The 24,361-nt window shown below is 61.7% G+C and carries 20 protein-coding genes and 1 tRNA gene; 12 read left to right on the top strand and 9 right to left on the bottom strand.

All coding sequences use genetic code 11. The annotated features are described in order from the left end of the window. Nucleotides 1–273 precede the first annotated feature (273 nt). From WC026_RS07105 to WC026_RS07090, 4 genes are all read left to right on the top strand, one after another. Nucleotides 274–894 (top strand): LemA family protein, encoded by a 621-nt coding sequence (locus WC026_RS07105; protein ID WP_372710135.1) that lies wholly within the window; start codon nt 274–276, stop codon nt 892–894. A 36-nt stretch (nt 895–930) separates the two neighbouring features. Continuing rightward, nucleotides 931–1,776: a YgcG family protein gene (locus WC026_RS07100; protein ID WP_372710134.1), complete on the top strand. Its 846-nt coding sequence runs from the start codon at nt 931–933 to the stop codon at nt 1,774–1,776. Nucleotides 1,777–1,778: 2 nt separating this feature from the next. Next, nucleotides 1,779–2,432, top strand: a complete 654-nt coding sequence (locus WC026_RS07095; RefSeq protein ID WP_372710133.1) for a TPM domain-containing protein — start codon at nt 1,779–1,781, stop codon at nt 2,430–2,432. Nucleotides 2,433–2,494: 62 nt separating this feature from the next. Then, entirely contained in the window at nt 2,495–3,955 is a 1,461-nt protein-coding gene (locus WC026_RS07090; protein ID WP_372710132.1) for an MFS transporter, read from the top strand. A 66-nt stretch (nt 3,956–4,021) separates the two neighbouring features. Here WC026_RS07090 and purH read toward each other — a convergent pair whose 3' ends face one another. From purH to htpX, 4 genes are all read right to left on the bottom strand, one after another. After that, nucleotides 4,022–5,605, bottom strand: a complete 1,584-nt coding sequence (purH, locus tag WC026_RS07085; protein ID WP_372710131.1) for a bifunctional phosphoribosylaminoimidazolecarboxamide formyltransferase/IMP cyclohydrolase — start codon at nt 5,603–5,605, stop codon at nt 4,022–4,024. A 110-nt stretch (nt 5,606–5,715) separates the two neighbouring features. Continuing rightward, entirely contained in the window at nt 5,716–7,425 is a 1,710-nt protein-coding gene (locus WC026_RS07080; RefSeq protein ID WP_372710130.1) for a heparinase II/III family protein, read from the bottom strand. An 81-nt stretch (nt 7,426–7,506) separates the two neighbouring features. Beyond that, on the bottom strand, nt 7,507–8,907 hold the full coding sequence (locus tag WC026_RS07075; protein ID WP_372710129.1) for an RsmB/NOP family class I SAM-dependent RNA methyltransferase: 1,401 nt from the start codon (nt 8,905–8,907) through the stop codon (nt 7,507–7,509). Between the two features lie 13 nt (nt 8,908–8,920). After that, entirely contained in the window at nt 8,921–9,910 is a 990-nt protein-coding gene (htpX, locus tag WC026_RS07070; protein WP_372710195.1) for a zinc metalloprotease HtpX, read from the bottom strand. 133 nt (nt 9,911–10,043) lie between these two features. Here htpX and WC026_RS07065 point away from each other — a divergent pair, with 133 nt between their 5' ends. Further along, nucleotides 10,044–10,265: a DUF1674 domain-containing protein gene (locus WC026_RS07065; protein ID WP_372710128.1), complete on the top strand. Its 222-nt coding sequence runs from the start codon at nt 10,044–10,046 to the stop codon at nt 10,263–10,265. A gap of 97 nt (nt 10,266–10,362) precedes the next feature. Here WC026_RS07065 and acs read toward each other — a convergent pair whose 3' ends face one another. From acs to tsaD, 5 genes are all read right to left on the bottom strand, one after another. Further along, entirely contained in the window at nt 10,363–12,312 is a 1,950-nt protein-coding gene (gene acs / locus WC026_RS07060) for an acetate--CoA ligase (protein WP_372710127.1), read from the bottom strand. Between the two features lie 114 nt (nt 12,313–12,426). Further along, nucleotides 12,427–13,149 (bottom strand): methyltransferase, encoded by a 723-nt coding sequence (locus tag WC026_RS07055; protein ID WP_372710126.1) that lies wholly within the window; start codon nt 13,147–13,149, stop codon nt 12,427–12,429. Further along, the gene (locus WC026_RS07050; RefSeq protein ID WP_372710125.1) at nt 13,095–13,532 is read right to left on the bottom strand and encodes an EVE domain-containing protein; all 438 of its coding nucleotides are present in this window, start codon (nt 13,530–13,532) and stop codon (nt 13,095–13,097) included. Before WC026_RS07050 ends, WC026_RS07055 begins: the two co-directional genes overlap by 55 nt. A gap of 254 nt (nt 13,533–13,786) precedes the next feature. Beyond that, nucleotides 13,787–14,797, bottom strand: a complete 1,011-nt coding sequence (locus tag WC026_RS07045; RefSeq protein ID WP_372710124.1) for an NAD(P)H-dependent glycerol-3-phosphate dehydrogenase — start codon at nt 14,795–14,797, stop codon at nt 13,787–13,789. A gap of 48 nt (nt 14,798–14,845) precedes the next feature. Next, nucleotides 14,846–15,949: a tRNA (adenosine(37)-N6)-threonylcarbamoyltransferase complex transferase subunit TsaD gene (gene tsaD, locus WC026_RS07040; protein ID WP_372710123.1), complete on the bottom strand. Its 1,104-nt coding sequence runs from the start codon at nt 15,947–15,949 to the stop codon at nt 14,846–14,848. Between the two features lie 111 nt (nt 15,950–16,060). On the opposite strand from tsaD, the gene hemC reads away from it, so the two are divergent. The 7 genes from hemC to WC026_RS07005 form a co-directional block, all read left to right on the top strand. Next, nucleotides 16,061–16,993: a hydroxymethylbilane synthase gene (hemC, locus tag WC026_RS07035; RefSeq protein WP_372710122.1), complete on the top strand. Its 933-nt coding sequence runs from the start codon at nt 16,061–16,063 to the stop codon at nt 16,991–16,993. Continuing rightward, nucleotides 16,993–17,733 carry a uroporphyrinogen-III synthase gene (locus WC026_RS07030; RefSeq protein ID WP_372710121.1) on the top strand — a complete coding sequence of 247 codons (741 nt, stop codon included), beginning with the start codon at nt 16,993–16,995 and terminating at the stop codon, nt 17,731–17,733. Before hemC ends, WC026_RS07030 begins: the two co-directional genes overlap by 1 nt. A gap of 121 nt (nt 17,734–17,854) precedes the next feature. Then, nucleotides 17,855–19,585, top strand: coding sequence for a COG4223 family protein (locus tag WC026_RS07025; RefSeq protein ID WP_372710120.1), 1,731 nt, complete (start codon nt 17,855–17,857; stop codon nt 19,583–19,585). 20 nt (nt 19,586–19,605) lie between these two features. Continuing rightward, the gene (locus WC026_RS07020) at nt 19,606–21,330 is read left to right on the top strand and encodes a heme biosynthesis protein HemY (RefSeq protein ID WP_372710119.1); all 1,725 of its coding nucleotides are present in this window, start codon (nt 19,606–19,608) and stop codon (nt 21,328–21,330) included. A 139-nt stretch (nt 21,331–21,469) separates the two neighbouring features. After that, a tRNA-Thr gene (locus WC026_RS07015) sits at nt 21,470–21,545 on the top strand. A 389-nt stretch (nt 21,546–21,934) separates the two neighbouring features. Beyond that, a complete protein-coding gene (locus WC026_RS07010) occupies nt 21,935–23,689 on the top strand; it encodes a pentapeptide repeat-containing protein (protein WP_372710118.1) in 1,755 nt (584 codons plus the stop codon). A 202-nt stretch (nt 23,690–23,891) separates the two neighbouring features. Continuing rightward, nucleotides 23,892–24,361 (top strand): hypothetical protein (locus WC026_RS07005; protein WP_372710117.1); only part of this gene is annotated, 470 nt, incomplete at its 3' end.

The following is a 24,361-nucleotide window of genomic DNA, read 5'->3' as shown; positions in this document are numbered from 1 at the left end:
AATTCATCCCCCCGCGAATAACAGGCTTCCAACTTAGCGCGATTTTGCCGGAATTGAAAAAGGCCGCATCGAAATGCGGCTTTGCCATCCGAGGCATCGCTTTGCAACCGACGGGGTACGCCGGAGGCGCATTAATCGTTGAAAGGCGGCGTCCCCTACGTTCCGTCACTTGAACGCAGTCCTGGAAGCTCATAGGAAAGGGCGGGCCGTAACGGCCTTGCGAAGCTCACTGCGTGCGCGCCCGCGAGGCGCCAGAACAGGACGACCCGCGTCATGACCGCCATCACCAGAAAGTTTGTCGTACGGCCGCTCGCGTTATTCGCGATCATCGGAGCTGCGCTCGCAATGGCCGGCTGTGGAATTAATACGATTCCAACATATGAGCAGCAGGCCAAGGCCAACTGGAGCGAGGTCCTGAACCAATATAAGCGCCGCAGCGACCTCATCCCCAATCTCGTCGAGTCCGTGAAAGGCTTCGCCGACCAGGAAAAGACGGTGCTCACCGAAGTCACCGAAGCGCGCAAGCAGGCGACGAACATACAAATTCCGCCCGACATCCTGACCAATCCGGACGCGATGAAAAAATTCCAGGATGCGCAATCGACGCTCGGCGGCGCGCTTGGGCGGCTGATGGCCGTCGTCGAACGCTATCCGGACATCAAGTCGGGACAGAACTTCCTGGCGCTGCAGAGTGAACTGGCTGGCACCGAAAACCGTATCGCCATCGCCCGCCGCGATTACATCGACGCCGTCCGCGCTTACAATACTGAGATCACCACCTTCCCCGGACGCCTCTGGAAAACCGCGCTTTATCCTTCGGCGAAGGAAATGGCGACATTCGATATCCCGGCCGAGGACCAGAAGGTGCCTAAGGTCGATTTCGGCAAGTCGTAACGGCTGCGGCTTGAACGCCTTGGCGGAGTCAATCCAATGACTGGCGCAGCAATCGCCGCTCGGTCCTTGATGTCACGTCGCGAGCCTTGGGCGAGCGTGCGCAACGCACTGCTGGCCCTGCTTGCGGCGTGCGCATTTATGATCGCCCCGGCTTACGCGGCGCCGAACTATCCGGACCTTTCCGGCCGCATCACTGATCAGGCCGGACTGCTCTCGCCGCAAGACAAGGCTGACCTCGAAAGCACTCTCGCCGAACTCGAGCAAACCTCGACCGACCAGATCGCCGTCGTCACGGTCAAATCGCTCGAGGGCTACGCGATCGAGGACTACGGCATCGGCCTCGCGCGCAAATGGGGCATCGGCCAGAAGGGCAAGGACAACGGCATTCTGCTGATCGTCGCGCCCAACGACCGCAAGGTCCGCATCGAGGTCGGCCGCCGCCTCGAACCCTTCATGACCGACACGATGGCGGCGCTCATCATCCAGAATGCCATCCTGCCTAAGTTCCGGCGCGGCGACTACGCGGGCGGCATCAAGGACGGCGTTCGCGACATCAGAACGGTCGTTCTCGGCGATCCCGAAGAGGTGAAGCGCCGGGCGCAAGGCGGACAGCCTCATCAGGACGACTCAGCGGAGATGTTCCAGCTGCTCGTTTTCCTGATGTTCGTCGCGTTTATCCTATGGATCAACTACAGGAACTCCCAGTCCATGCAGGCAGGCACGCCCGATGGACGGCGCCGGCGCGGCGGCATCGTCGTCATTCCCGGCGGCACGGGAAGCTGGGGCGGCGGAGGTGGCTGGTCCGGCGGCGACAGCGGAGGTGGCGGCTGGTCCGGTGGCGGCGGCAGCTTTGGCGGCGGCGGAGCATCGGGAAGCTGGTAACGATGACGGCGAAAACAACGGAACGATTGCGATCGATGGGCTTCATCAACAGCAAAGACGCCGAGCGGATCTCCCAGGCGATCACGAACGCCGAGCGCACAACGTCCGGCGAGATCGTCGCCGTCGTCGCGGATCAAAGCAGCCGTTACGAGCACATTCCGCTGATGTGGGCGGCGCTTCTGGCGCTAATCGTTCCCTGGCCGCTCATCTATTTCACCTGGATGAAGGTTCAGATCATTTTCCTCATCCAGCTGATCGTCTTTCTGGCGCTGTTCTTTCTCGCATGGCACCCGAAAATCCGGATGGCGCTCGTGCCGCGTTCGATCCTGCGCGCCAACACGCGCCGTCGCGCCGCCGAACAGTTCCTCGCGCAGAACCTTCACACGACGACCGGCCGCACGGGCGTCCTGATTTTCGTGTCGCTCGCCGAGCAGCGCGTCGACATCATCGCCGACAGCGGCATCGACGGGCGCGTCCCGAAAGGAACATGGCAATCGATCGTCGATGAATTCACGAGCGAGATCGGTGCCGGAAAAGCGACCGACGGCTTCGTCCACGCCATCGAGCGTATCGGCGCGCATCTGTCGGAGCATTTCCCGCCAGGTTCGATCGACCCGAACGAGCTTCCCGACCATCTGATCGTGCTTAGGGATTGACAGCCCAAATCTGCTGAGGCGCGCCGGGCACGCGCTCGCAAGCACCAACGAAGGGGAAATCCATGGCGACAGGCGATGTCGGCGAAGCCGCGAACGGAACATCGGCGGCAGCTCTTGAACCCGAACGCGCGCCGCCAAGAGCCCTCGTATCGTGGATGCTGTTCGACTGGGCGACGCAGCCGCACTACACGCTGGTGCAGACCTTCCTGTTCGCTCCCTATTTCGCCAATGCCATCGTCCAGAACCCAGTCTGCGGCACGCTGATCGCGGAAGGCAGCGAGAAGGCTGCCTGCGGACAGGCGCTCTGGGGCTACGCAGCTTCGGTCGCCGGCCTGCTGATCGCAATTCTGAGCCCGTTTCTCGGCGCGGCGGCGGACGGCCGCGGCGCGCGCAAGCCTTGGATGGGCGTGCTCTCGCTCGTCTTTCTCGCAGGATTGAGCACGCTCTGGCTCGGCACACCCGGCGCGCCATTGACCACGATCCTGCTCGTGCTCGCGGGCTTCGTCGTGGCGACCTTGGCCGCCGAGCTGATGAGCGTCTTCTCCAACGCGATCATGACCGGCCTCGTGCCGAGAAGCGAACTCGGACGCTTGTCAGGAACGGGCTGGGCCGTCGGCTATTTCGGCGGCCTCGTAAGCTTGGCGCTCGTCGCCGGCTTCCTTGTCCCGATACCGGGGGCAACGACAACGCTTCTCGGCCTCGATCCGCTGCTGACCCTCGACGGCACCTCGCATCAAAGTGACCGCATCACCGGCCCGTTCGCCGCCGTATGGTTCGCGATCTTCATCATCCCGTTTTTCCTGTTCGTCCCGGACAAGCGAGTGCCGCGCAGCTCAACCGAGCCGCGGCATTCGGCGGCGACGGAACTCTGGCACACGATCAAATCTCTGCCGTCAATGCCGAGCCTGATGATCTTCCTGATCGCGCGCATGATCTTTACCGATGGCCTGACCGCGATCTTCGCGTTCGGCGGTATTTACGGCGCGTCGGTCTTCGGCTGGGGACCATTGGAACTGAGTATCTTCGGCATAGTTCTCACCCTTGTCGGCGCATTCGGCGCGCTGATCGGCGGCCGTCTCGATGACAGGTTTGGACCCAAGACCGTCATCGTCTGCGCGCTCCTGGCGCTCGTTGTCGGAGCGATTGGAATTCTCTCGGTCGATAAAACGCACATCCTGTTCACGACCGAGGTCGCGGAAAAAGTGCCGGGATCAAAGCCATTCTCGTCGATAGGCGAGCAAGTCTTCCTCGCATTCGCCGTCCTGGTCGGCCTCGTCGCGGCGCCCGTGCAGGCCGCCAGCCGCTCGCTTCTCGCCCGCCTCGCGCCGGCGGAAAAGATCACGCAATACTTCGGCCTCTTCGCTTTTTCCGGAAAGGTGACGGCCTTCCTCGCGCCGTTCGCCGTCGCGTTCCTGACGCAGGAAACCGGCAGCCAACGCATCGGCATGTCGGCCGTGCTCGCATTCCTGCTGACCGGCGTCGTGCTGATGCTGTTCGTCCGAACGAAGCCGCACACAAGCTAAGTCGTAGCCCCAATATTTCCCCTCCCCCTTGCGGGGAGGGGTCAGGTGTGGGGGAAGCGAACGGCTTCAATGCCGGAAGTGACGAACTCCGGTGAACACCATCGCCAGCCCGCGCTCGTCAGCTGCCTTGATCACCTCGTCGTCACGCATCGAACCGCCCGGCTGTATGACCGCCGTCACGCCCGCTTCCGCCGCCGTGATCAAGCCATCGGCAAACGGGAAGAAGGCATCCGACGCCACGACCGAACCAATCGTCAGCGGCGCATCCAAACCCAGCGCTTTCGCGGCCTCTGCCGCCTTCCAGGCTGCGATGCGCGCCGAGTCGACGCGGCTCATCTGACCGGCACCGACACCGACCGTCGCGCCGCCTTTCGCGTAAACAATGGCATTCGACTTGACATGTTTCGCGACTTTGAACGCGAACTTCAAATCGGCAAGCTCCGCTGACGAAGGCGCCCGCTTCGTGACGACCTTGAGATCGAGATCATCGGAATTCTTGTTATCGCGCGTCTGCACGAGGAAACCGCCCGCCACGGACTTGACGAGCAGGCCCGCGGCGCGCCCCTCCGCAAGGCCGCCCGTCAACAGCAGCCGCAGATTTTTCTTCGCCGCGAAAATCGCCTTCGCCTCGTCCGTCGCGTCCGGCGCGATGACGACCTCGGTGAAGACTTTCGTGATCTCTTCCGCCGCGTCCTTATCGATCGCCTGGTTGAGCGCCACGATTCCGCCGAACGCGCTGACGGAATCTGACGCAAGCGCCTTCAGATAAGCGTCCTTCAGCGAACCGCCGATCGCCACCCCGCACGGATTGGAGTGCTTGATGATCGCCACCGCCGGAAATTTCGCATCGAACTCCGACACCAGCTCGAAAGCTGCATCCGTGTCGTTGATGTTGTTGTAGGAGAGTTCTTTTCCCTGCAGCTGTCGCGACGTCGCGACACCGGCGCGGCCGCGATCCGAAATGTAAAGCGCCGCCGACTGATGCGCGTTCTCGCCATAGCGAAGGGACTGCGCGAGCTTGCCGCCAAACGCCCGCCACTCCGGCGCAGCCGTTTCGAGCACGCCCGCGAACCAATTGCTGATCGCCGCGTCATAAGCCGCCGAGCGCGCGAAGGCCTTCGCCGCGAGCTGCTTGCGGAATGCCAGCTTCGTTGCACCACCGTTCTCGGCAAGCTCGGTGAGCAGCCGCGCATAATCCTCGGTCTCGACGATAACCGCGACGCTCTCGTGATTTTTCGCGGCCGCGCGGATCATCGCTGGACCGCCGACGTCGATGTTCTCGATGCAGTCCTCATAGGACGCGCCCTTCGCGACCGTCGCCTCGAACGGATAGAGATTCACCACCAAAAGATCGATCGGAAGGATGCCGTGATCGCTCGCGGACTTTTCGTGTTCTGCGTTGCCGCGAATACCGAGAAGCCCGCCGTGCACGCGCGGATGCAGCGTCTTCACCCGGCCGTCCATCATCTCGGGAAAGCCAGTCAGCTCCGAAACGTCGATGACGTTTAGCCCGGCCGCCTTCAGTGCCGACGCCGTGCCGCCGGTCGATACGATCTCGACACCCCGCTCGGCCAATGCCTTGGCAAAGGGAAGAAGCCCACCCTTGTCGGAAACCGAGAGCAGCGCGCGTCGTATTGTCGGATCGGCCATAGTCACCCCGCATGGTTGCGAGACGCGGTTATCACGCTCTCACGCGCAAAACCATCCTACTCAAAGAGAAACGCGCGATTGTGCCGCGTTATGCCGAGCAATCCTGCGGCTTAGCCAAGCATGGCGGGATCGCAACGCATCGACCAGTGAACGTCGGTTTCACCGAACGTCGTTCCGCGAAGTACGATTTGGAGCGACGGCCTCGGGCCTGCACTGTCGACATAGAAAATGCTTTCCTCGATCGTCAGCGCCGCATCCTTGGTGCTGAAAATCCAAACGCGCCCGTCGGGGAGTTTCACACGGCAGACGGTCGGCTGATCGAGCGTGCAAAGGCAATCCGGATGCAGATGAAAATGGATCGCGTAGGGAAGATCGGTCTTAAGCCGGAGCTGCCCTTTCGGCGGTCTCAGCGCGTCGACGCCTTCGAGCCTATTGCCGTCGGCGGATAACGAAAGACGGCGCGAATGGATCAGCCCGAAGCGCTTCAAATACCCGTCGTGACTGGTATTGATAAAGACATGACCATCCTTGTCGCCCGAGGCCGAGAAGACGTTGTCCGGACCCTTGATCGGCATGCCTCCGATCATCGCCTCGAGCTGCGGGTGACGCACGAGGCGCGATGACGACGTTTCCGCAAGCACGAGCGTATTGTGGCTTGCGGTCGCGCGCGCGGCGGCAACCCAGCTCTGATCGGCCGGCCCCGGAAAACCGCCGTTCGCCAGAACGAGATATTGCCGCGACGACAGTTCGAACGAAAGCGCGCCAGCCTGCGCCTCCGTCGCCATTTCAAGCGGTGGCGGCGATCCGACGTCTGCGACGATGACCGTATCGCCGCGCTCCAGCCGGACGTAACCGGACGCGCGCGCCTTAGCGGGCACTTCGAGATCGGAACCCGAATAGCCAAGCACGGTCGCGACCGTCGCGGGAGACCCGGTGCTGACGCCATTGAAACGCGCCAGCATGCCGTCGCCAAGACGCATGAATCGCAGGAAACCCAGCGATTTTTTGACCGAGGCGCTGATCTCCTCGGGCGGCTGGCGGCCGCGAGAATGGAAGCACTGGCCGAGCGGAAGCAGATCGAGGATCAGATCCGCGAGAACGCTGGCGCTGCGGCTCACATGCCCGCCATCTTCGAGGATTTGCCGGCGCAATTCCTCGATCAGCGCCTCCTGCGCATCCTTAAGCTGCCGGTCGTGACCCGAGACCGCAAGATCGGAGAGCACCAGCGCGATCAGGCAGATCAATCGCGGAATTCCGTCCGGTGCGCTGCGCCACGTCGCTTTCAGCGTGACGATCTGCTGACCCATGCTCGACATGACCGCCGAATAGGAGCGCGCGTCGAGATTTTCAAGCAGCATGCCCGCCTGCGCGATCCACGAAATGAGCCGCCGTCCGACGATCTCCGGTTCGTAGGCGATGCCGCTTGCGGTATTCCGCAGCGCGATCCAATCGAGAACGAGTTCGCGCGCCGCCGCCTCGGCTTCCTCTTCTTCCGTCGCCGCAAGATGACGAAGCCAGCCGAAACCATGAAGCTCACGCGCCCAAGCAAGGCTCGGAGGCTGGACACGGAACGGCGACGCGCCCTTGAGGTCGGCGATTTGCGAAGCCAGACCGAAATGGCCGTGCGCAACCTCGCTCCAGAAACTCGGATCGGCCGCCCGCAGCTCCTGGGGCACGATGAGAATCTGGTCGGCTCCGGCTCCGGCGTAACGCCAGCGGAAAGTCGGCGACGACAGCGTGCGCGTCAGAGCCCGGCGCCGCAGCCGCTCGACCGACAGCGAGCGAATTTTCAAACGCTCCGTGACGTTGAGGCTCGGCATGCGTTTCCCTGGCTGACGCGCGATAGCTTCCGACCTAGCCTTGCGACGGCACGAAAACAAGGCGCGGCGACCAGCTATCCGTTAACAATCGGATTTGACCAGCATCGACGCAAAGAAGCCGTCGAGGCCACGAAGTCCTTCAGGAAGTTCCGGAAAATTAGACGGAAGCGTCCGGAGATCGCCGTCGGCCGTTCGCCACAACAGCGGCACAACGGCCTCGCCAAGCGCGATCGGCCTGCGACGAAAATCGCCATGCTCCGCAAGGAAGGCTGCGATCTGATCCTCACCTTCTTCGGGTTCCAGCGAGCACGTGCAGTAGAGCAGCGTGCCGCCGGGCTTCACGAGCCGAGCCGCCTGCCGCAACAGCTTGGCCTGCAACGCCGCAAGCGCCGCAACGTCCTCCGGCCGCTTCAGATAGAGAATGTCGGGATGACGGCGGATCGTTCCCGTCGCCGTGCACGGGGCATCGAGCAGAACGACATCGAACGTCATCTCGCTGGTATAGCTTTGCGCATCCGCCACGGACACCTCAGCCGAGAGCCCAAGCCGCTGCAAGTTCTCGTTGAGGCGCGTCAATCGTCCCGCTGACTTGTCGACGGCGACGACGCGCGCACCGCCCGCCGCCAGTTGCGCCGTCTTGCCTCCCGGCGCGGCGCAAAGATCGAGCGCCGAAAGCCCGCTCACATCGCCGAGAAGCTTCACCGGCAAGGCGGCTGCGGCGTCCTGGATCCACCATGCGCCATCGGCATAACCATCGAGTTCTTCAATGCGCCCGACATGCGAGCAGCGTATCGAGCCCGTCGGCAACGCGATGCCGTTGAGGCGCGACGCCCACGTATCGGTGTCGGATTTGACAGTGATGTCCAGCGGCGGCTCGGAGAGCGACGCACGCGCGATGTGCCGGGCCTCGGCCACCCCATACGTGCGGCTCCACCTGTCGAGCAGCCAGTCCGGAAACGTCAGCGTGGCATTATCGAGCGACGCAAAACGCCCGCTGCCGCTTTCGCTCAAGCGCCGCAACACGGCATTGACGAGATTGCCGAAGCGCCGCCCGTTGCGATCCGCCCGGCACTGATCGACCGCAAGCGAAATGGCGGCATGCGGAGGCGTTTGCAGCAGCAAAAGCTGCGCGGCCGCAGCGAGAAGGATGTGTTCGAGTCGGCCGAGATGCTCGGGCAATGGCTTTTCGAGGTAAGTCCGGAGCACCGCCTGCAGCGACCCGCGATTGCGCAGAACCGTCGTCGCGATCAGCCGCGCGAAAGCGCGATCGCGCGGCGCTAGAGCCCGCGCCGCCGAGGCTTTTGCAAAGACGTCGTCGAACGGACGCTTCTCGACAAGCACGGAAAACAGCGCCGAAACGGCGACGTCGCGTGCCGGCAAGCCATCGCCGCTCGTTGGCGAAGGTGACGGTGACGGCTTCAACGCGTCGCGCGGACGCTGCGGAGTGCGCTTACCAAACCGGGCGCCGCGGTCGTTGCTCATCGCTTTCGACACGTCAACCCCACGGGCTCGGAGGCTTCGTGTACTTTTGACCGCCGATCCAGACTTCGCCGCGACTGTCGTCGGACGTATCGGGCATCGCGTCCCAATCCGTCGGCTCCGCTTCACCGCGCGAAGCAGACGTTACGCCCATCTCGTGGGCAAGAGATTCGAGCGCGGCGATACGGTTTTCGACGTTGGGATGTGTCGAGAAAAGATTATCGACGCCGTGCCCGTTGAGCGGATTGATGATGAACATGTGCGCAGCCGCCGGAACGGATTCCGCTTCCGGATTCTCGATCCGTCGTGCCGACCTGTCGATCTTCCGGAGCGCCGATGCGAGCCACAGCGGGTTGCCGCAGATCATCGCGCCCATGCGGTCGGCCTGATATTCGCGCGACCGGCTGATCGCCATTTGCACGAGCCCGGCCGCCATTGGCGCAATGATCACCGCCGCCAGCGTCCCTAGAACGCCGAGCCCGCCGCGCTCACCGCTGCGTCCGCCGCCGAACAGCATTCCAAACTGCAAATACTGCGCGAACATCGAAACCGCGCCGCCGATCGTGGCCGCGACGGCCATCGTCAGCGTGTCGCGATTTTTGATGTGCGAAAGCTCATGCGCCATGACGCCCGCAAGCTCGTCGCGGTTCAGCGTTTCGAGCAGCCCTGTCGACGCACAGACCGCAGCGTTTGATGGATTGCGCCCGGTCGCGAATGCGTTGGGCTGCGGATTGTTCATCACGTAGGCACGCGGCATCGGCAGTCCGGCTTGCTTGGCGAGATCGCGAACGAGTTGCACGTATTCCGGAGCCGACCGGTCGTCGACCTCCTGCGCCTTGAACATGCGCAATACGGCCGTATCGGACTTCCAAAGGCTGAACGCATTCATGACCATCGCCGCGAAGAAGGCGAAGACCAGACCGGACTTTCCGCCGACGGCAGCGCCGAGCGCCACGAAAATCGCGGTGAGCACGGCTAGAAGAAGCGCTGTCCTGGCATAGTTCATCGGCATTCGTGACGATCCCATAAGCGACCACCGGCCATCGTGCGGCCGACCGCAGCATATATATGGTCCCGTCAAGATCGTATAAAGGCCTGAAGGAGCCGGTCTCCGGCCATAATTAAAGGGCACCTCCGCCGTGAACACCGATCCTGATCGAGAGAGCAACGTCGAGCCTTCAGAGGCGAAAAGCGAGGCGCGGTCGCTGACGCCGGAAGCCCAAAGGGCCCTGGCGGAGGCCGAAGCACGCCGCCAGCAGGCCGCCAATCAGGCGCGACCGGCCGAAGTCGGCGGGCGCTCTGGACCCGAGCCGACCCGTTTCGGCGATTGGGAAACGGGTGGCATCGCCTCGGACTTCTAGAGCCTTTCCGATTTTGCTGGAATCGCGGAAAGGCTCTAGCTCTTTGCTTTCTCGTGCTTCTTAGCGGGCAACCGGTTCCCACTTTTCCGGAAGCACTCTAGGCTACGTCGCGTTTATTCTGCCGGTTCGTGATCAGCTCATCGACGACCGCTGGATCGGCGAGCGTCGAGGTGTCGCCAAGATTTCCGAAATCGTCTTCCGCGATCTTGCGTAGAATGCGGCGCATGATCTTGCCCGATCGCGTTTTCGGCAGGCCCGGCGAAAACTGGATGAGATCGGGAGACGCGATCGGTCCGATTTCCCTGCGCACGTGCGCGACAAGGTCTTTCTTCAAACCATCATCGCCATTCTCACCCATGATGAGCGTGATGTAGCAATAGATGCCCTGCCCCTTGAGATCATGCGGGTATCCGACGACGGCGGCCTCCGCGACCTTGGGATGCGAGACCAGCGCACTCTCGACTTCCGCCGTTCCCATACGGTGTCCCGAAACGTTGATGACGTCGTCGACGCGGCCGGTGATCCAGTAGTAACCGTCGGCGTCGCGCCGGCAGCCATCGCCGCTGAAGTACATTCCTGGGTAGGCCGAGAAGTACGTTTTTTCAAACCGGTCGTGGTCCTTGTAGATCGTGCGCGATTGCCCGGGCCAGCTGTCGAGCATAACGAGGTTGCCCTGGGCCTCACCCTCGAGCAACTGTCCCTTGTCGTCGACGAGCGCAGGCTGCACGCCAAAGAACGGCTTCGTTCCGGAACCGGGCTTCAGATCGGTCGCGCCCGGAAGCGGCGAGATCATGATGCCGCCAGTCTCCGTCTGCCACCACGTATCGACGATCGGGCAGCGGCCTTCGCCGACGACGTTATGATACCATTCCCAAGCCTCGGGATTGATCGGCTCGCCGACCGATCCGAGAAGCCGAAGCGATGCGCGGCTTGAGCGTTTGACGAGATCATCGCCCGCTCCCATCAGCGAGCGGATCGCCGTCGGCGCGGTGTAGAAGATGTTGACCTTCCACTTGTCGATGACGTCCCAGAACCGCGACGCGCTCGGATACGTCGGAACGCCTTCGAACATCAGCGACGTGGCGCCGTTCGCAAGCGGCCCATAGACGATGTAGCTGTGGCCCGTCACCCAGCCGACGTCGGCCGTGCACCAGTAGATGTCGCCGTCGTGATAGTCGAAAACGTATTGATGCGTCATCGAGACGAAGAGCAGGTAGCCGCCCGTCGTGTGCACCACGCCCTTCGGCTTTCCTGTCGATCCCGACGTATAGAGAATGAAGAGCGGATCTTCCGCGCTCATTTCTTCCGGCGGACATTCGGCTGAAACCGACTCCAGTTCCTCATGCAGCCAAAGGTCCCGTCCCGGGATCCATGCCACCGGATTGCCGGTGCGGCGCACGACGAGCATTTTTTTGTCGCCCGCGCATTTGGCGAGCGCGGCATCGGCGTTCTTTTTCAACGGAACGGGCTTGCCGCCGCGCAAACCTTCATCCGCCGTGATGATGACCGTCGATTCCGCATCCTCGACACGGTTCTGCAAGCTGTCCGGCGAAAAGCCTCCGAAAACGATTGAATGCACCGCGCCGATGCGCGTGCACGCGAGCATCGCGTAGGCTGCCTCCGGAATCATCGGAAGATAGATCGTGACGCGGTCACCCTTCTTGACGCCGTGCTTCTTGAGCACGTTCGCGAACCGTTGCACACGCTCGGACAACTGCCGGTAGGTGATCGTCTCGCTATCGTTCGGGCTGTCGCCTTCCCAAATGATGGCCACCTGATCGCCGCGCTTCGCCAGATGCCGGTCGATGCAGTTCACCGAAACATTCAGCGTCCCGTCCTCGAACCAGCGGATATCGACGTTGCCGGGATCAAACGAGGTATTCTTGGCGCGGCTATAGGGCTTGATCCAATCGAGCTTCTTGCCGGCGTCCGACCAAAACCCCTCCGGATCGGACACGGACTGCTCATACATTTTCCGGTACTGGTCGGCGTCGATGTAAGCGCGTTCCGCCCACTCCGCTGGGACAGGATAGACTTTGTCGGACATTCGAACGTTCCTCCGGCTAGCCGTCTAGAATGCGGCCATTATTCCGCTCATTATGATGCGACAATCCGTGCCCCACAACATGCTCGAAGGTAGGACCGGGCGAAATCGCAGCATTCAGGCCCGCCACACCGCCGTCCGCTTGATTTCCGCATCCTCGAGTTCGCGCGTCACGGGAACCTGATATTCAATGAGCTTTTCGAAGCGGTCTCGCGGAAAATAACTCCGTTGCGGGTCGCCGACGAACACCACGCACCCCTCTGATTTCGCGGAATCTATGAACCTGAGGACGCGATCGGCAAGGTTCCGTTCGTAAAAAAGGTCCCCAACGATCACGACGCCTTCCCGCGCTCCCGGTTGCGCCAGGAGATCGGCCCCCGTGACGTCGATCTGCACGTCGTTCGCTTTACCATTTAGTCCTATAGCGGCAAGGGCCAGGGCATCGATGTCGGCGGCAAGAACGCGGGCGGCTCCGGCTTTTGCGGCGGCGATCGCGGATATGCCGGACCCCGAACCGAGATCGAGCACCGGCAGCCCCCGGCAGATTTCAGGAGTGTCGAGCAGGTAGCGCGCCACCGCCTGTCCCCCGGCCCAGGCGAAGGCCCAATAGGGTGGCGGCACGTTCATCTCGCCGAGCTGATCTTCCGTTTTCTGCCAAATTGGCAGCGACTCCGCGGCGAGATACAGGACGATTTCCGGAACCAGAGGCGGCGCCAGCAATTTGGTGTTCGCTTTGATGAAATCCGCGAGCGATTGCGGGTCCGCGCGGTCGAGACGCTCGCTGCTCACACCTTGAACTTCCGTGCATCGACCCCGCCCATGCGGCACACTTCTTTCCATTCATCGGCGGAAACAGGCTGAACCGAAAGGCGCGAATTGTTGACGAGCACCATGCCGACGAGCTTCGGATTGGCTTTGATCGCATCAAGCGTCACCGGTTCCGGCACCGGCGCGACAGCCGCGACGTCGACGCACTCCCATTTTCCGGTTTCGTCTTTCGCTTCCGGGTGTGCCAGCGCGATGATGCGGCAAATCCCGACCACGTCCTTCCCCTCATTAGAATGATAGAAGAATCCGAGGTCGCCGATTTTCATCGCACGCATGTTGTTGCGCGCCTGATAGTTGCGCACGCCATCCCAGGACTCGCCCTTGGCGCCCCGCGACACGAGCGCGTCCCACGAGAACGCGTCGGGCTCTGATTTCAACAGCCAATAGGCAGGCATGGGCAGGCGCCTTTATAAATCATCGAGGCGATGCCTAGCGTGAAACGCAAATCCGCTCAACCCGTCGCAAAAAATCAAAGACCCCATGCTCGACGAGCACGGGGTCTTTGGACGCGACACGACAACGGACGCTTTGCGCAAGCGTGGCGCCTGGACCCTGTGGGGTCGTGGCCGCCTGTTGAGGACACCTTGTCGGAACTATCTTGAAATTCGGTAAAGGCGTCGCCGCTTATCGAACGGTAGCGACGCCGTCCTCAGTCTTCGGCCTTGAGCGGACGCTGCATCAGTCCGGAAATCGCCTCGTCGACGCCGAGCCGCCCCTCGATGATCTCGTGCACCGCTTCCGCGATCGGCATTTCGACATTCTTTTTACGCGCCAGGCGAACGAGCGCGGCAGCCGTATAGACGCCCTCGGTCACAGCCGACCGGCTACCGAGAATTTCTGCAAGCAACCGCCCTTCGCCCAATGCTCGGCCGAGCGACATGTTGCGCGACTGGGCGCTGCCGCACGTCAGAATCAGATCCCCGAGGCCCGACAACCCGAGCAGCGTTTCCGGGCGCGCGCCCATCACCTCTCCGAAACGGCGCAATTCAGCGAAGCCACGCGTAACGATGGCCGCGTGCGCGCTGGTTCCAAGCCCGCGCCCTTCGACGATCCCGGCTGCAATCGCGAGCACGTTCTTGACCGAGCCGCCAAGCTCCGCGCCAAGCACGTCACTCGACCAATAAAGCCGCATCTGGCGCGACGAGAGCGACGCGGCAAGCGCCCGCCCCACGGCTTCATTACGGCAGGCAAGCGTCAGTGCTGACGGCAACCCGCGCGCGACATCGGCGGCAAAGCTTGGACCGGAGAGCACGGCGCGGGTTGCCTGCGGCACGACGTCTTCGAGCACGTCGCCCATGAACTTGCCGGTCTCCTGCTCGATCCCCTTCGAGCAGATGACGATAGGAACGCCGCCTCGCAGATGTCGCGCCAGCTCAGTTAGTACGCCGCGCAAATGCTGTGCCGGAGCGACAGCGAGAATTGCGTCCGCCGTCGCGACCTTCGCAAGCTCGCCGGTCGCGCGGATGGACGCGTTGAGGTCCACGCCCGGCAGAAAGACGCGATTGACGCGACGCGCATTGATGTCCTCGACGATTTCCGGCTCGCGCGCCCACAGCGTCACGCCGGTATCGTTGTACGAGAGCGTTTGCGCCAGCGCTGTTCCCCACGCGCCTCCGCCGATGATGCTGATCGATCGCAATTGCAAAGACGCGTCCCCCACTCCGATGCCGCCAAAGCTTAGCACGCCATGATGAAGCGTGCTTCAGACTTATGCCTTGATCCCCGCACCTGCCGCCTTGACGGCGTCCGGATCGAGCGGCCAGCGTGGCCGGACAGGCGCCTCGAGTCCGTCGATAAGCCCGAGCGCCAGCCGTTCAGCTCCAGCCCACGCGATCATCGCCCCGTTATCGGTGCAAAGCCCGAGCGGCGGCGCATGAAACGTGAAGCCGAATTCCTCTGATACGCCAACAAGTGCGGCGCGCAGAACTTTGTTCGCCGCAACACCACCGGCAACGACAAAAGGTTTCGGCCGATCTTCGGGAAGCGACGAAAGAGCAACGCGCATCGCACGCCGCACGCGGTCCGCGACGCTTTCGCAAACTGCCGCCTGGAACGATGCGCAGAGATCGGCGACATCCGTCTGCGACAAGGGCGCGATCTTCGCCGCCGCGTGCCGCACAGCCGTTTTCAAACCTGCGAATGAAAAATGCGGATCCTCGCGCCCGGCCATCGGACGCGGCAGATTGAACCGCTTGGGATTACCGCTAAGTGCCGCGTTCTCGACGGCCGGACCACCCGGCATCGGCAGACCCAAAAGCTTCGCCGTCTTGTCGTAGGCCTCGCCCAGCGCGTCGTCGATCGTCGTCGCAAGCCTGCGATAGCGCCCGACATCCTCGACCAGCAGCAGTTGCGTATGCCCGCCCGAGACGAGAAGCATCAGGTAGGGCGGCCTGACGCTGTCGGTCAAACCAACGGTCAGCGCATGCGCCTCGAGATGATTGATCGCAAGAAACGGTTTCCCCGTCGCGAGCGCCAGCGCCTTGGCCGTCGTCGCCCCGACAATGAGACCGCCGATAAGCCCCGGTCCCGACGCCGCAGCGATCCCTGAAAGATCGGAAAATCCGATTTTTGCTTCCGTTAAGGCAACCTCCACCAGCCGATCCAGGCAATCGGTGTGGGCGCGCGCGGCGATTTCCGGAACCACGCCGCCGTAGATCGCGTGCTTGTCGAACTGAGATAGAACAACATTGGACAGGATGCGGCCCTGTCCATCGGACCGCCGCTCGACAACGGCCGCAGCCGTTTCGTCGCAGCTCGTCTCAATCCCGAGAACGAGCGAGGAACCTTGAGCGGAATCGACGTGCGGCATCATCTCGTTAAGTTCTTGCGGGGCGAGGTTGGAATTCAGTTTCCTTTAGAGCATTAATGGCGCCCGAATTGGCCAGCGCGCCGAGCGCCCCGCCTAGCATCCGGAGAAACCTCTTTGCAAGCTGCCCGCATTCGTATCGGGACACGTGGCTCGCCGTTGGCGCTGGCCCAGGCCCATGAAGTCCGAGCCCGGCTTGCCAAGGCGCACGGCCTTCCCGAGGACTTTATCGCGATTTCAATCATCAAAACCACCGGCGATCGCGTGACCGACCGGCCCCTGTCGGACATCGGCGGCAAAGGCTTGTTCACCAAGGAAATCGAGGACGCGCTCTTTGCCCGTGAAATCGACATCGCCGTGCATTCAATGAAAGACATGCAGACGGCGCTGCCGGACGGGCTCACGATCGGCGCGGTCTTGCCGCGCGAAGATCCGCGCGATGCCTTCATCGCCCTGAAACACGCGAACATCGCCGCGCTGCCTACCGGTGCGGTCGTCGGAACGTCGTCGCTCCGGCGCAAATCGCAAGTGCTCAGCGTGCGTCCCGATCTCAGCGTCATCGATTTTCGCGGCAACGTCGAAACGCGTTTGCGCAAGCTGAAAGACGGCGTCGCCGAGGCGACATTCCTCGCCGTTGCCGGATTGAACCGGCTTGGTCTTGCCGATCGGATCACCGCAATCGTTTCCGACGAAGACATGCTGCCCGCCGCCGCGCAAGGTGCGATCGGTCTTGAAATCCGCGCCGACGACAAGGAAGCCGAAGCACTCGTCGCGCCGCTGAACGATATCGCGGCAGAACGCGCAGTTACCGCAGAACGTGCCTTTCTTATGCGCCTCGAAGGCTCCTGCCGCACACCGATCGCGGCTCATGCGACGATCGACGGCGACCGCCTGTCGTTTCGCGGACAAATCCTGTCCGTCGACGGCAGGCAAAGATATGACGTCTCCCGCACCGGCGCCTCGAACGCGGGCCGAGACATCGGCCTCGCCGCGGCCGATGAAGTCTTGAGCAAGGCCGATCCGGCCATTCTTGTCCGCTCGAGCGCCTGATGCACGTTCTGGTCACGCGTCCCAAGGGCGACGGAGAAACGCTGAAAGCGGAGCTTGAACGGCTCGGCTGCGAGGTCAGCCTGGAGCCGCTGATCCGCATCGTCCCGAACGACATCCCTCCGACTTCTATCGATGACGCGTCGACACTGATCATCACCAGCCGCAACGCCTTGCGAGCGCTGGCAGCGTCCCCGGCGCTCGCACCCGCGTTGACGCGGCCGCTGCTCGCCGTCGGACCCGGGACCGCGTCCTTGGCGCGCGAAATGGGATTCCAGGACATCTTTGAGGGACCGGGCACCGGTGCCGAGCTTGTTCCCGAAATCGTGCGAAGAGCGAAAGCCGTTGGCGGAACATTCGTTTACCTTGCGGCCGAACAACTGGCGTTCGACCTCCCAAAGGTTCTCGCCGAACAGGGCGTAAAGATCCGGCGGGTCGTCGCCTATCGATCTGTTGCAGCGGAAACGTTATCGCCCCGCGTTGCCGATGCGCTTCGTGATCGCGCCATCGATGTCGTCGTTTTAATGTCGCCGCGAACGGCCGAAACCTGGGCAAATATTGCCCCCGTCGCCGCAAAACCGAACGATCTTTCAGGAATAAGCTACCTCTGCATTTCTGAAGCCGTCGCAAACGTCCTGAAGTCTCGCCTCGAACCGCAAAACATCATTGTTGCCAACCGCCCTAACCAGGAAGAAATACTTATCGTGCTGAAACGTCTCGCGGCACGTCTGGAAGCAGAGTAAGAAGGCGCAAGCAGGAGCGATTTCGAGGCCCGCCAGCAAAGTTCAGCAGGCTCGATAGTTTTCCGGGAATTTTAAAGCTCCCGGATCTCGTTGCGAGTTTCGTACGGAGTCGTGAGTACTAATGGCAGACGACAAATCGAATAAGGGCTCGGGCAGCGCTCCCGGAGCCCCCGCCAAACGTCCCTATGCGACGCTCGACCTGAAAGCGACCGAGATCAAGATCACGCCGGTCGCAAAAGGCGCCGATCCCGGGGCGTCAAAGGGCGCATCCCGCGCCAGCTCATTGCCCGAACAGCAAGTCCCCTTCCCCGCCGCCGCTTCGACCTATGCGACGCCAGAAAGCGCCCGCCCCCAATCGAACTCTGAGGCCAGGATGCAAGCCGAACCGCAAAAGTCCGACCAAGCGAAGTCCGCATCATCGACGACCGACAAACCGGCAAACGCGAAAGTCGTCGTCGAACGGCGCGGCAGCTTTTTCAGCCATCTCGTCGCCGGTATCGTTGGCGGCGTGCTTTCGTTCCTGGCCTTGCAATGGGTGATCCCGGAACTCGGACTCGAAACGACATCGTCGCGCTTCGCCAACGACACCGCATCGCTTTCCGAGCGCCTCGGCGCACTTGAAAGAAAAGTGTCGAAGAACGCGCCCGCGTCCGATCTCAATGCCGTTACCAATCGCCTCGCCGATCTCGAGAAGACCGCGCAGACGATCCCCGCGTTGACCGACAGCCAGAAACGTCTCGTCGCGGAAACCAAAGCCGCGCTTGCGTCCGCCGCATCGGATAGCGGCTCGACACAGGTCATCGAGCGCGTCGGCAAACTCGAGGACAAGCTCAAGGCTCTGGCTGATGCCGGCGTCAACGATCCAAATCCGACCCGCATCGAGCAATTGGCCGGTCTGACGGCGAAAGTCATGGATCTCGAGACCAGCTTGCCGACACAGCTCGCCGCTTTGCGTGCGAACGTGACGAAGGACGTCGACAGCCGCGTGCAGGTCGCCACCGCCGCGAGCGAAACCGCGCAGGCGGGCACCCAGCGCCTCGACAAGGACGTCGCGAGCCTCAAGACCGATGCCGCGCGCATCGACGCCAACATCGACGCCAACAAAAATGCGACCGCTCGCGTCGCCACCGATCTCAAAACCGTTCAGGATCAGACGGCCCAAGTCGCGACGGCGCTCGATACGCTGAAAGCGAACGTCGCGAAGCCAGCCGACGTCGCCGCCGCCGTCGCGCCGGTTGCGGAGCGCACCGCCTCTCTCGAAAACAGCATTCAGCAGGTCGTCCAAAGCGAGGGCGCACGGCAAAAGACCGCCGAGCAGGTCGTCCTCGCCCTGCAACTGCAAAATTTGAAACGCGTCATCGACAGCGGCCAGAAATATTCGTCGCAACTCGCCGAGATCGAAAATATCGCTGCCGGTTCGCTCGATTTGAATGCGCTGAAGGACTTGCAGAACACCGGCGCGCCGACGCTCGCCGAGCTTAAGACTGAGTTCCGCCCGGCGGCCAACGCCGCTATGGACGCCGAAACCGGCGCTCAGAATTCCGGGGTGATGGATCGCCTTTGGGCGGAAGCAAAATCCGTGGTTCGCGTCCGCCGCGTCGATCTGAAGCCCGACGACAAGAGCACCGAAGCCGTGCTTGGACGGATGCAGGTCGCGCTGAACGACGGTCGTCTCAGCGATGTTCTCGAAACCTCGAAAGACCTGTCGCAACCGGCACAGGACGCAGCTCGTCCCTTCCTTGACAGATTGAATGCGCGTGTTGGCGTTGACGGCACGCTCGCCCAGCTCGAAGCACAGCTCAAATCATCGATTGCTCCGGGCGCCGCGCCCGTGGCCAAGTCAGCGCCTTAGTCCAGCGAAGGGTTTGCGTCATGGTGCGCCTCGTCGTCTATCTCGTCACAATTGCGTTGATCGCTTCGGGCCTTGCCTGGCTCGCCGATCGCCCCGGCACGCTGCAGATCGTCTGGCAGGGATACGATATCGAGACGTCGGTATTCCGCGCCGTCGTTCTCCTCGCCGCGACCGTCGCCGCGATCGTTTTCTTCTGGTCGGTGTTTCGCGCGCTCTGGAACAGCCCGGCCGCCATCGGCGATCGGCTCGTGCAGCGGCGTCAGCGCAAAGGCCTTGATGCCGTATCGAGCGGCCTGATCGCGATCGGTGCAGGCGACGGTACGCTGGCGTCGCGCTTCGCGTTGCAGGCCCGCAAATCGCTGCCGCACGAACCGCTGACCCACCTTCTGCGCGCCCAGTCGGCGGAATTGTCCGGCGACCGCGCAACCGCTCGGCGCATCTACGAGGCAATGCTGGCGTCGCCCGAGACAGAGCAACTCGGCCTGCGCGGACTTTTCCTCGAGGCGCAGCGCCAGGGCGCCGACGAGGCCGCCCGCCAGTTCGCGGACCGCGCGCTCAAAGCCAACCCGAAGCTCGGCTGGTCGGCGACCGCCCTGTTTGAGCAGCAGTGCAAACAAAAGGATTGGACCGCCGCTCTCGAGACGTTGCAGCACGCGCGCAAGACCGGGCACATCGCGAAGGCCGATGCCGACCGCAAGCGCGCCGTTCTTCTCACCGCCAAGGCCCGCAATGTCGAGGAAGATTCTCCCGACCGGGCGCTCGCTCTGGCGCTTGAAGCCCATGGCCTTGCACCCGACCTCGTGCCCGCCGCGGCCATCGCCGGACGCATCCTGGCCTCGCGCGGAAATACCGCCAAGGCCGCGAAGGTCCTGCAGAAGACGTGGGCCAAGTCTCCCCATCCCGATCTCGCGTCGGCTTATGCATACGCCCGCGTCGGCGACAGCACGCGCGATCGGTTCGATCGCGAACGTCAGCTCGCGGCGCTCAATCCGCATTCGATCGAGAGCCCGATTGCCGTGGCGACCGCCGCGATCGAAGCCCGGATGTACGACGAAGCCCGCCGCGTTCTCGAGCCCTTGCTGCCCGAGCGCCTGACCCAGCGCGTCGCAACCCTGATGGCGCGCATCGAAGCAGGCGAGAACGGCGAGAAAGGCCGCGTCCGCGAATGGCTGGCGCGTGCGATGAACGCGGCTCGCGATCCGGCATGGATCGCCGACGGTGTCATCTCCGATCATTGGGAACCGATTTCGCCGGTCGACGGCAGACTTGATGCCTTCCAGTGGCGCGTCCCCGTCGAGACACGCGATGCGACGCGCAACGAAATCCTGGCGCGCCGCATCGAAGAGCTGATCGCGATCGAGGCTCCGGCCGAGACGCCTGCATCCTCTTCCCGCGATAACCCCAGCGAAACGAAGGCGGACGTCATCGACGCCGAGCCTGTCACGGTCACCGTCAAGCCGGCCCCTGAGGCGGCAAGCGCGACCGTGGCTGCAGTCGCGGAAAAGCCGGCCGAGCACGCCGCGCCAGCCACGGCAGCAAAGCCCGCCGCCACCACCGAAAAAATCGCAACAGCCGACGTCCCGGCGACTGAACCTCCACGCGAAATTCGCCCCGTTCAATCGGTTCAAAAGGACGGTTCGAAGCTTTTCGTCACGCCACGCGCACCCGACGATCCGGGAACGGAACCGCCCGTGCCAGAACCCGAACAGCCGATAGCGCGCCGCAGTTTCCGTGCAGTCAGCTAGGCCGTCACGAAAGGTCGCACATGCAGCTTGCCGTGCCCGCCAAGCGATCGAAACGGACGCATGCTGGAGGCTTGCAATTCTGAACCGGTGAGGGTATCCCTCGCGCCTTCCCGCGAGGTCTAAATCCTTCGGGCGGTTTGCCGCTTTAGCTCAGCCGGTAGAGCACGTCATTCGTAATGACGGGGTCGGGTGTTCGAGTCACCCAAGCGGCACCATCACATCCCATTGAAATCAGTCCGCTATTGAACGAACCGGCATCTCCTCGGGAGTGCGTTTTTTGCAATCGCGGCGGTCCGTCTCGCGCGCGGCGTGAAGAGTTGGATTGAAACGCCGAACGAGCAGCGCCGTCGTCCCGCCAATGACGCGAGATGGCCGAGACCCCATGCGCCAGCCAAATAGGCGAAAGGCCGCCTCCCTTCGCGAATAAGCACGAGGGCACCCGGGAGCCAAAACGCGCCTATGGGACCCGTGTAGTTTGTATCGGTTCAGATAGACGGCGCTCGATTTCTGAGAATAAAAATCAATCGCCATACGAGAGTGCATAGACAACGTTCTGCCCCTGCGCTTTAACAATCGCGTTGAGCATGAGTGGGGGGAACGTCTCATGGCTGCGTCGGACGGTGTTGCGCGTTTTAGGTCGGCCATCGAAGAGGAAGAAGACGACGAAGAGCTTCTTCAAACTCAAAGCAAACCAGAGACGCTAGAACCGCCAGCCATCAAGATGCGCGATGGTCTGCGCCTGGAAAACACGGTCGTCTCGGACATGTCCGACTTCCGTGGCGTGACATTCAATGGCCCGGTCGAATTAAAGAACGTCCGATTTACTCGCGGCTTCAGCTTTGCCGGCGCGAGATTTCTCGGTCCGGTGCGCTTCCATAGAGTTTGGAACGACAAGGGGACTGGCAGCATAGCAGATTTCGCCGGCGCCAAATTCTTTTCGTCAGTCTACTTCAAAGATAAATCCGCGCTTTACCGCGCAAACTTCAAAAACGCTGAATTCGTATCGATGGTCACATTCAAAGGCCAAAGATTCTATTCGTCAGCCTGTTTCGATGGTGCAAAATTTCGCAGCACCGCAAATTTCTCCAAGGTCACTTTCAACGGTGCGGCAGAGTTTAGAAAGTCGGAGTTCTTCAGCGAAGCCGATTTCGAATATGCAACGTTTCGTTACCAACTCAGCCACGCACGCTTTTCGGAGGCAATTTTCAAAGGACCGGCTGCCTTCAATTCGGTTCTATTCTCGGGGAATGCGGATTTCGAAGCTGTTGAGTTTCACAAAGGTGCGACGTTCGAAGGAAGCTGGTTTTCGCTAGAGCAAACCGAAGAGCAGGACGACAGCGAACAGTCGCCAAGCTATGGAACGGCTGATCTTTTTGCAAATTTTGACGGCGCGGTATTTCTGTCTGCGCCGGGTGAGGCAGAGGTCGTCTCTTTCAAGGATGCGAAATTCGGTGACGCAAACCTTCATCGCTCCGCCTCATTCGAGCGAACTCACTTCAAGCCTTGGTATTCCGAGGGTAAGCCACGCGACGTCATAGCAAACTTCGGGAACATGGCGTGCAACGGTCCGGTTTCGTTTTCAGAGGCCCATTTTCACGAGTGCGTGGCGGCTAACTTCACGCATGCCCGATTTCAAGAGCAAGTGGACTTCGAAGATTGCACATTCTCCGGAGACGCAATCTTTCAGCGTGCCCAAATGCGGTCTGACGTCTATCTGGCTGCCGCTCGCTTCAAGCAATATCCTGATTTTAGGCAGGCTAACTTGACGTTGGCGCCAAATCTTTCAGAAGCCCAACTCCCCGAGAACGAGAAGCTGCCCGGTTCGCGGGAAGATACGCTGTCACGGATTGGCGCGCTCCGGAAGATCGCAGGCCAAGCGGACGAGAAACGCACCGAGGCAGATTTTCTGGTCCGCGAACTGAAACTAGGCGGTGGTGTCGCCAGCCGGTTCTATGGGTTGATTGCAAATTACGGGCAGAGTTGGCTCCGTCCTACGCTGTGGCTTTTCTTGTTCGCGTTTGTAATTTTCCCGCCATTGTATTTGACGAACAGTGGCACGCTTCCATTAAGCAGAGATGGTCTTGCGAATTTTGCCTCACACCAAACGCTCCCATGTCGCAATGGTGCAGAGGGCGACGCGTTTTCGGCGGCATTAGATTTGTCAGTGAAGAATGCTTTGATTGTCGCCTCCGAAAATGAAGCCCGCGACGCTCGTATCGATGCCTGCCTAGGAAATAGCGGGCCACAAGGACGTCAAGGCATGGTCGCGACTTTGCTTGAGGCTACGCAGAAAATTCTCACCCTTATTTTGGTGTTCTTTATCGGCGCATCAATTCGGGGACGTTTGCTTATTCGCTAGCAGCTTGAGCGAAAGTCGGCGTTGCGGGGCGCTTGCCAGAAGCTAGATTGCATTAGCCTAATTGCAAAACCGAAATGGGGGAGGACGATGCCCCCCAAGCCTCTGCATATCGCGTTACGCGACAGTGGATAATTCCCCCTCAACAACAGCGAATCATTCCGAGCACAACTAGGTTGCTCGCGTTGTGCTGGGGGAGGTTATAATGCAAAAGGTAATGGGGTTGACTCTTGTCTGCGTGATAATAGCGGGGTGCGCTTCATCGTCGACTGACATTGCCCCGCAATATGTCTCCCCACTCCAATATAGCAATTATAATTGCCAACAGATCGGAACTGAAGCTCAACGGGTATCGGCCCGAGCGTCTGAATTAGCGGGTGTTCAAGACTCAAAGGCCACGAGTGACTCGGTTGCAATGGGGGTTGGCCTTGTTCTTTTCTGGCCGTCGTTGCTGTTCATCAAGGGTGATGGTCAATCCGCCGCCGAGCTTGGACGTTTAAAAGGCGAATTTGAAACCTTGCAGAAGGTGTCGATTGAAAAGAACTGCTCCCTTCTGTCAACGCCGGAGAGAATGTGCAGCAGATTTCCGGAGCAAAAGTGCAGCACCGACGCCAGCAAGAAGGCCCCCGATATCGGGGGCCTTCTTGCTTATGGAGCCTTATTGCTGCGCGGTTT

This window comes from Hyphomicrobium sp., assembly GCF_041674905.1.
Lineage (GTDB): Bacteria > Pseudomonadota > Alphaproteobacteria > Rhizobiales > Hyphomicrobiaceae > Hyphomicrobium_B.
The sequence above is the reverse complement of the archived record's forward strand: the minus strand, read 5'-3'. Positions and strand labels throughout refer to the sequence as shown.